Origin of the sequence: Streptomyces sp. NPDC059900, assembly GCF_050270335.1 — a bacterium.
GTDB lineage: Bacteria > Actinomycetota > Actinomycetes > Streptomycetales > Streptomycetaceae > Streptomyces.
Window position 1 is genome coordinate 1 of sequence record NZ_JBNNJZ010000377.1, and the last position, 8,039, is coordinate 8,039.

9 protein-coding genes are annotated in these 8,039 nt (G+C 71.6%); 4 read left to right on the plus strand and 5 right to left on the minus strand.

The window, feature by feature from the left end; all coding sequences use genetic code 11:
- The coding region (locus tag ACQKIP_RS33050) for a GNAT family N-acetyltransferase (protein ID WP_427745000.1) at positions 1–886 on the minus strand (886 nt) is incomplete at its 3' end.
- A gap of 280 nt (positions 887–1,166) precedes the next feature.
- On the opposite strand from ACQKIP_RS33050, the gene ACQKIP_RS33055 reads away from it, so the two are divergent.
- The 3 genes from ACQKIP_RS33055 (at position 1,167) to ACQKIP_RS33065 (ending at position 5,298) form a co-directional block, all read left to right on the plus strand.
- Positions 1,167–2,030, plus strand: a complete 864-nt coding sequence (locus ACQKIP_RS33055) for a universal stress protein (protein WP_365856267.1) — start codon at positions 1,167–1,169, stop codon at positions 2,028–2,030.
- A gap of 74 nt (positions 2,031–2,104) precedes the next feature.
- Positions 2,105–4,456: a phosphoketolase family protein gene (locus ACQKIP_RS33060; RefSeq protein WP_365856265.1), complete on the plus strand. Its 2,352-nt coding sequence runs from the start codon at positions 2,105–2,107 to the stop codon at positions 4,454–4,456.
- A gap of 62 nt (positions 4,457–4,518) precedes the next feature.
- The gene (locus ACQKIP_RS33065; protein ID WP_365856263.1) at positions 4,519–5,298 is read left to right on the plus strand and encodes a universal stress protein; all 780 of its coding nucleotides are present in this window, start codon (positions 4,519–4,521) and stop codon (positions 5,296–5,298) included.
- On the opposite strand, the gene ACQKIP_RS33070 is transcribed toward ACQKIP_RS33065, so the two are convergent.
- The 4 genes from ACQKIP_RS33070 to ACQKIP_RS33085 form a co-directional block, all read right to left on the minus strand.
- Positions 5,231–5,563, minus strand: coding sequence for a putative quinol monooxygenase (locus tag ACQKIP_RS33070; RefSeq protein ID WP_365856261.1), 333 nt, complete (start codon positions 5,561–5,563; stop codon positions 5,231–5,233). The genes ACQKIP_RS33065 and ACQKIP_RS33070 overlap by 68 nt on opposite strands.
- Before the next feature lie 131 nt (positions 5,564–5,694).
- Positions 5,695–6,015 (minus strand): L-rhamnose mutarotase, encoded by a 321-nt coding sequence (locus ACQKIP_RS33075; protein WP_365856259.1) that lies wholly within the window; start codon positions 6,013–6,015, stop codon positions 5,695–5,697.
- A 158-nt stretch (positions 6,016–6,173) separates the two neighbouring features.
- Complete coding sequence (locus ACQKIP_RS33080; protein ID WP_365856257.1) at positions 6,174–6,761, minus strand: GrpB family protein; 588 nt, start codon at positions 6,759–6,761, stop codon at positions 6,174–6,176.
- A 232-nt stretch (positions 6,762–6,993) separates the two neighbouring features.
- A complete protein-coding gene (locus ACQKIP_RS33085) occupies positions 6,994–7,389 on the minus strand; it encodes a RidA family protein (protein ID WP_365857086.1) in 396 nt (131 codons plus the stop codon).
- Between the two features lie 136 nt (positions 7,390–7,525).
- Here ACQKIP_RS33085 and ACQKIP_RS33090 point away from each other — a divergent pair.
- On the plus strand, positions 7,526–8,039 hold a 514-nt coding region (locus tag ACQKIP_RS33090; RefSeq protein ID WP_427745001.1), incomplete at its 3' end, for a helix-turn-helix transcriptional regulator.

Here is an 8,039-nt window from a genome sequence, read left to right on the forward strand (position 1 = left end):
CCTGTGCGCCGTCCAGGCCGGCCGTGACGACCACCAGGGCGCGTACGCCCGCCTTGCCGCACTCCTCGGCCGTGGCGGCCAGGGCCGGTGCGGGTACCGCGAGGACCGCCAGGTCGGGGGCCTGCGGCAGCGCGGCGACCGAGGGGTAGGCCGGCACGCTCATCAGCGAGGACACGCTCGGGTTGACGGCGAAGAGCTGCCGGGTGAAGCCTCCGGTGCGCAGATTGCGCAGCACGGCGCGTCCGACGGAGCCGGCCCGGCGGCCCGCTCCGACCACGGCGACCGAGTCGGGCCGCAGCAGCGGTTGGAGGCTGGCCACGTCGGCGGCGCTGCCGCGTGCCTCGACCGCCGTCAGGTAGGTCTCGTCCTCGTCCAGGCGGATGCGGCAGCGCAGTTCGGGGCCTTCGAAGCGGCGGGCGGTGTGCAGGCCGAGGTCGGCGAAGACCTTGAGGATCTCGTGGTTCTCGGCGAGCGCGTCGGCCGCGAACGCGCTGATGCCTTCCGCGCGGGCGGCGGATACCAGGTGTTCCAGGAGCAGGGTGCCGATCCCCCGGTGGTGCAGTCCCTCGGCCACGGCGAGCGAGATCTCGGCGGTCGCGGGCTCCTCGGTCCGCTCGTACTCGGCAAGGCCGATGATCTGCCCCCGGATCTCGGCGAGCAGCGCGCAGTACCCGGGGCGGGCAGCGGCGCAGGCGCGGTCCGCGGCCTGAACGGCGGACCGGCCGCTTGCGGCGAAGAACCGCAGGCGCAGATTCTGCGGCGACATCTCCTCGTAGAGGGCCCGGAGTTGTGCGTGATCGTCGGGCCGGACGGCCCGGATGCAGGTGGTCGTCCCGTCGGCGAGCAGGGCATGGACCGGAGCACGGCTTCGCTCGTCCTGTGTCATCTCGGACCTCCAGCGGCAGGTTGGCCCTTCGAGGATCGGCGCGTTCAGGAGCGACGTCCCAGGGGCTGGCCGGGTGCGGCCGGGGGCCGGTCGGCCCTATACCGGCGTATCGGCCCCATGCGCAGGGCTGTTGCCCGCTCTGCCCCGGTGCGGGCGGAGGCCCCGGCAGGGGCCGATTGTCCCCTGCCGGGGCCGGTTCGCCCCTCCCCCGCCCTGCCTTTGCGGTGGAACGGTGCACAGCGAGGCCCCTGCCGGGAGGCCGCTGGAAGGTGGTGTCATCGTGGACAAGCCCCTGATCGTCGGCGTCGACGGCTCGGAGCCGAGCCTGCGCGCACTGGACTGGGCCGCGGACGAGGCCGCGGTGCACGGTGTGCCGCTGCGTGTCGTCCATGCGTCGAGGTGGGAGTGGTACGAGGGGCATGAACCGTCCTTCGGCATCAACCGGTCGTCCGTACAGGACCTTTCGGACCGCATCGCGGCGTCGGCGGTCGAACGTGCGCTGCGCCGCACGGACTCGGTGAAGGCGACGGCCGAGGTTCTCTCCGAAGACCCGGCCCTGGCACTGGTGCGGCTCAGCGCGGAAGCCGGCGCCGTCGTGGTCGGCAGCCGGGGGCGCGGCGAGCTGACCGAACTGCTGCTGGGCTCGGTCGGCCTGTCCGTGGCCGCGCACGCCACGTCGCCGGTGATCGTCGTACGCGGTCGCGAGGAGAACCGGGAGGGCTGCTGCCGGACCATCGCCGTCGCTGTCGGCGACCCCGAAGAGGCTTCCGCTGCCGTGCAGTTCGCCTTCCGTGAGGCGCAGTCACTCGCCTCGTCCGTGACGGTCGTCCACGCCTGGCGCTGCCCGGCCCGCGAACTTCCCGACTTCCCCACGACGGTCGGCGACGAGCACCAGCAGCGGGCCGCGGCTCAGGTCGACGAGGCCGTGCGGGAGGCGACCGCGGCCCATCCCGGCGTCAGGGTCCGCCACGAGATCGTCGAAGGCCACGCGCGCACCGTGCTGCTGCACGCGTCGCGCACCGCGGATCTCCTGGTGGTCGGCGCCCGCCGCAGGAAGGGCCACGTCGGCATGCAGCTCGGCCCGGTCAACCATGCGGTGCTGCACCATGCGGCCTGCCCGGTGGCCGTCGTCCCGCACACCTGACCGGACACCGAACGCCGGGGCCCACCCCCGACAGACCAAGACGCACCCCCGACCCCCGAGAGGCTGGAGGCACCGTGGCACCCGCCCGACTGGCAACCCTGGACGCCCACTGGCGCGCCGCGAACTACCTGGCCGTGGGCCAGATCTACCTGATGAGCAACCCGCTGCTGGCAGAGCCGCTGCGGCCCGAGCACATCAAGCCGCGCCTCCTGGGCCACTGGGGCACCTCACCCGGCCTCAACCTCGTACACACGCACCTCAACCGTGTCATCAAGGAGCGCGACCTGGACGCGCTGTGCGTGTGGGGCCCCGGCCACGGCGGTCCGGCCGTGCTGGCCAACTCCTGGCTGGAGGGTTCGTACAGCGAGACCTACCCGGACGTCACACGGGACGCGGAGGGCATGGCGAAGCTGTTCCGGCAGTTCTCCTTCCCCGGCGGCGTGCCCAGCCACGTGGCTCCCGAGACGCCCGGCTCCATCCACGAGGGCGGCGAGCTCGGCTACTGCCTCGCGCACGCCTATGGAGCCGCCTTCGACAACCCCGGCCTGCTCGTCGCCTGCGTGATCGGCGACGGCGAGGCGGAGACGGGACCGCTGGCGGCCTCCTGGCACTCCAACAAGTTCCTCGACCCGGTACACGACGGCGCGGTGCTGCCGGTCCTCCACCTCAACGGCTACAAGATCGCCAACCCGACGGTGCTCTCCCGCATCCCCGAGGCCGAACTCGACGCCCTGCTCAAGGGCTACGGACACGAACCGCTGCACGTCAGCGGCGACGACCCGCACAAGGTCCACCACGCGATGGCCAAGGCCCTGGACCAGGCCCTTGACCGCATCACCGCCATCCAGCACACCGCCCACACCGGCGGCGCGCGCGGCCGCGCCCGCTGGCCGGTGATCGTGCTGCGTACGCCCAAGGGCTGGACGGGACCCATCACCGTGGACGGCCTGCCCGTCGAAGGCACCTGGCGCTCCCACCAGGTACCGCTCGCCGAGGTGCGCGAGAATCCCGGACACCTGGCGCAGTTGGAGACATGGCTGCGCTCCTACCGGCCCCACGAGCTCTTCGACGCGCACGGTCGCCCCACGGCCGAAGTCCTCGACTGCGTCCCCGGGGCAAAGCGCCGCCTGGGGTCCAATCCACGCACCAACGGCGGCCTGCTCACCCGTGATCTGCCCGTGGAACCGCTGGAACACTTCGCCGTCCCCGTCGACAAGCCCGGCTCGACCCTGCACGAGCCCACGCGGGTACTGGGCGGCCTGCTCGCCCGGATCATGGCGGACACCTCCGAGCGCCGCGACTTCCGGGTCGTGGGTCCCGACGAGACCGCATCCAACCGCCTGGGTGCGCTCTACGACGTCACCGGCAAGGCCTGGCAGGGACAGATCCATTCCGCCGACGAACACCTCACCGGGAGCGGGCGGGTCACGGAGGTGCTCTCCGAGCACCTGTGCCAGGGCTGGCTTGAGGGCTACACCCTCACCGGCCGCCACGGCCTGTTCTCCAGCTACGAAGCGTTCGTCCACATCGTCGACTCGATGGTCAACCAGCACATCAAATGGCTCAGGACCGCACGCCGGCTGCCGTGGCGCGCGCCGGTGCCCTCCCTCAACTACCTGCTCACCTCGCACGTCTGGCGCCAGGACAACAACGGCTTCTCCCACCAGGACCCCGGCTTCGTGGACCACGTGCTCAACAAGAGCCCCGAGGTCGTCCGCGTCTACCTGCCACCGGACGCCAACACCCTGCTCTGCGTGGCCGAACACGTCCTGCACAGCCGCGATTACGTCAACGTCGTCGTCGCCGGGAAGCAGCCGTGCTTCGACTGGCTGTCGCTGGACGAGGCCCGCCTGCACTGCGCGCGCGGCGCGGGCATCTGGGAGTGGGCCGGATCGGAGAACGGCGGGCGCGAGCCGGATGTGGTCCTGGCCTGCGCGGGCGACGTCCCCGCGCAGGAAGTCCTCGCCGCGGCGCAGCTGTTGCGCCGCCACGTGCCCGACCTCGCCGTCCGGGTCGTGAACGTGGTGGACATGACACGGCTGCTCCCGCACGAGGAGCACCCGCACGGCATGACCGCCCCCGAGTGCGACGCCCTGTTCACCGCCGACAAACCGGTGATCTTCGCCTACCACGGCTACCCCTGGCTGGTGCACCGCCTGGCCTACCGCCGTACCGGGCACCGCAATCTGCACGTACGCGGCTACAAGGAGGCGGGCACCACGACCACGCCGTTCGACATGGTCGTGCGCAACGACCTGGACCGCTACCGCCTCGTGATGGACGTCATCGACCGCGTGCCCGGTCTCGCCGTGTGCGCCGCCTCCGTCCGCCAGGACATGGCCGACGCCCGTGCCCGTCACCACGACTGGATCCGCGCCCACGGCACCGATCTGCCCGAGGTCGCCGACTGGACCTGGACCGGCTGACCGCGCAGACCGTACTGGTTGACCGAGAAGCAGCCTGGCCGGGCTCCGCCGCCCGCCCTACGGTGTGCAGTGCTCCGGATCCCGGCCGCACGGCATCCCGGCCGGGCCTGTACGGGGGGGGTGACGCCACGCGCGACCACGACACCAGCAGCCACCGCACGCCCTTCTTCGTCGTGGGCGTCGATGTCGGCTGGGACGGCCGCCGCCACTGCGCGGCCGCCGTCCACCACGCCTTCGAGGAAGCCGCCCGTCACGGTGCCGGGCTGCTGGTGTTGTACGTGTGGCGCCCGCCGCCCCTGGGCGTCCTGGACGAACGGGCGACCCTGCGGGAGTGCCGACGCCTGCTGTCGGACATGGTGGCGGGCTGGCGGGTGACCCACCCCGGCGTGGACGTGCACCACGCGGTGCTCCGCGGCCATCCGGCGCGGGTGCTCGCCCGGGAGTCCGCGCAGGCGCTCGCCCTTGTCGTGGGCGCCCGCGGTCACGGCCGTGCGACCGGCCCACTGCGCGGCTCGGTCGCCTCCGGTGCCCTTCGCCACACCCGGTGCCCCGTGATCGCCGTTCCGCCGTCGGCGGCCTGCGCCCATACTCACGGGCGGCCGGTCGTCAACCGCCTGTCCCGCTGGGCCCGTGCGGCTGCCGGGCGGCACATCCGCCTGGCCGCCCGTCTCGTCCGAGCCCAGCCGGGCCGGGCCGTGCGCGGCATCCGGGCTGGTGGCAGAGGCCGCCCCCGGCGGGCAATCACGGCCTCCGCCCGTCCGGCGGGCGTGGCGCTCAGCCCCGTTCGGGAACTTCCATCTCTCCGAGCAGGGACCAGCCCTCCTGCGGAATCGACGCGTTGACGATCTCCGGGGTCTGCACGAGATGGGGCGGCAGGGTGCCCCGCGCCTTGGTGAAGTGCTCGGAGGTGACGTGCGCCGAGCCTGCCTCGTCATCACGGAAGGCCTCGACGAGCACGTACTCCGTGGGGTCCTCGACACTGCGGGACCAGTCGAACCAGAGGCATCCCGGCTCGGCGCGGGTCGCCAGGGTGAACTCGCGGGTGATGTCCGGCCAGGCGTCGGCGTACTCGGGCAGGACGCGGAACTTGGCGGTAATGAAGATCATGACTCTCCCTGGGGTGTGACACGGCAGCGACGGGTGGGGTGGCGGGAGCCGTCCGTCTGGCTCCGGCCCGGGTCGCAGCCGCGGTCTCCATGACATCACTGCGGGGATCGCAGCCGCGCAGGCGGGGCCGGTCAGGCGAGGTGGAAGACCTCGGTGAGCGGCCGCATCGCCTCGTCGGGGCCGCGCCCGTCCAGCTCCTCGAAGAAGCCGGCCATGTCCGCCTGCCAACGCGCGTTGACATCGGTACGCGCCATGGCCTCCTGCGCGGCGGCGAAGTCCGGGGTCTCCAGGTACCCGACGAGCAGGCCGTCCTCGCGCAGGAACAGCGAGTAGTTGTGCCAGCCGGCGGCGGAGAGCGCCTCGCGCATCTCCGCCCAGACGTGTTCGTGGCGCTGCCGGTACTCCCCCAGCCGGTCCTGACGGACCTTCAGCAGGAAACAGACCCGTTGCACGAGCGATGACCCCTCTCGGCCGGCGCGAACCGGGACAGTACGACCGAGCCATCGCACTGAAAGGATTCATAACAGTGCGCCGCAAGCTATGACCACGCGGCGACGGCTGTCAATCCCCGGCCCGCCCAGCGCGAGGTCACGCATCCCTGCCGGCCCGCCTATGCGTCCGGCCCCGAGCCGTCGCCCGCCATTGCCCGTCCCAGGATCGCTGCAACGACCCCGGACTTGGCGTCGGCGTAGTTCTGCATGTACTCCCAGGACTGGCGGGACAGCGTCCGCTTGGCGTCGGCGTAGAGCTCGCGGTCGCCGCTGTCCGTGCGCAGCCGGTCGCGGAAGCGCAGCATGCGGACGACTTCCTGGCAGCCCTCGGGCAGTACATGCAGGTTGGCCGATTCAGCACTCGGGTCGAGGTCGTACTTGCGCAGCACGCGATGCTCGTACCATTCGGGCTCGCGGATGACGAGCGTGAACCCAAGGCCCTCCAAGGCCGGTACGTAGCATGCCTCGTCGCCGGAGTCGGGAACGGTCAGGAGTATGTCGATGACCGGCTTGGCGGGCAGGTCCGGTACGGATGTGGAGCCGACGTGCTCGATCCGGTGGTCGATGTGGCCGAGCCGCTCACGCATGCGGGCGGCCTCATGTTCGAAGACCGCGGGCCACCGCGGGTCGTACTCCCGCAGCGTGACCTGGCCGCCGAGCTTGGGCGGCGCGACCACGTGGGCGGCCTCGATCTCCTCGGCGGTCATGGGCGTGGACGCGACACCCTCTCCGGACGGTTCGCATGCTTCGGATCGGTCGGATGGTTCGGACACACGACATCCCGTCTACTGTCTGACGCCCTGGAACCAAGGCGTTCGGCGCCGGCAATCTTCCTGCACGCCAGGCCCGGCCGCGCGCCCGCCCCCGTACGCTCCCGCACCGCGCGGAGCTGCCCGTGCCGGACGCACCGGCGCGAGCAGCAGACGCAGCGAGGTCACGTCACGCGACGGCGGTCCCCTCCAGCTCGACCAGCTGGCCCGGGATCGCCAGGCGGGTCACTCCGAGCATCGTGGAGGCCGGCGCCACCCCGGCAGCTCCCAGACGCGCCGCCAGCAAGCCGTAGTGCTGGAAGAGCAGATCGACGTCGGTCGTGTAGACGTTGAGCCGGACCAGGCTCGCGAGGGACATGCCGGCCTCGCCGAGCACGGCCTCCAGGTTGTCGATGCTCAGCGCCAGCTGCGCCGCCATGTCGCCGTCGTGCTGCGGCTTGCCGTCACCGTCCATCGCGGTCTGCCCGGAGATGTAAAGGGTCCTCGTGTGCCCGGAGACGACCTCGCCCTGGTTGAATCCCAACTCCGTCGACCACGTGACCGGGTTGACCGCCGTACGTTCCATCGCCACTTCAACTCCATTGGATTCGTTGGGGACAGGGACGTCGGTCGGCACGCCTGCCGCCATCCCTGACGTCGCGGGAACGAGCCTCCCAACAAATCACGACACCCTCAGTCATGTATTCCTCTAGGGTTTTGGCATGCGTGCCGACCGGCTGGTCTCCCTGGTTTTGCTGCTGCGCCAGCGCGGTCGTCTGACGGCCGACACCCTGGCCGGCGAGCTGGGAGTGTCCACCCGCACCGTGCTGCGTGACATCGAAGCCCTGTCCGCGTCCGGCGTCCCGGTCTACGCCGAACGCGGCAGGCACGGCGGGTTCGCGCTGCTGCCCGGTTTCCGCACCGAGCTCACCGGACTGAATCACGACGAGGCCCTCGCGCTGCTGACCGCCGGATCGGGACGCGGCGAGCAGGTGTTCGGCCTCGGATCGGCGCTCGCCGCCGCGATGCGGAAGGTGGTCGACGCGCTGCCCGAAAGGCACCGGGCCGTCACGAGCGACGCGGCACGGCGGTTTCTCGTCGACCCGGAGAGCGATCTGCTCTCGCGCCGCCTCGTCACCGAGGACGTACCCGAAAGCGCGATGGTCGAGGTCAGGCGGGCGGTGCTCGCCGGACACAAGCTGCGCATCCACTACGCGGCCACGGACCAGACACCGC

Coding starts and splice junctions, on each gene's coding strand:
- ACQKIP_RS33070 (WP_365856261.1), bottom strand. CDS start 5,563: ATGATCTTCATTACCGCCAAGTTCCGCGTCCTGCCCGAGTACGCCGAC.
- ACQKIP_RS33080 (WP_365856257.1), bottom strand. CDS start 6,761: ATGACCGCCGAGGAGATCGAGGCCGCCCACGTGGTCGCGCCGCCCAAG.
- ACQKIP_RS33085 (WP_365857086.1), bottom strand. CDS start 7,389: ATGGAACGTACGGCGGTCAACCCGGTCACGTGGTCGACGGAGTTGGGA.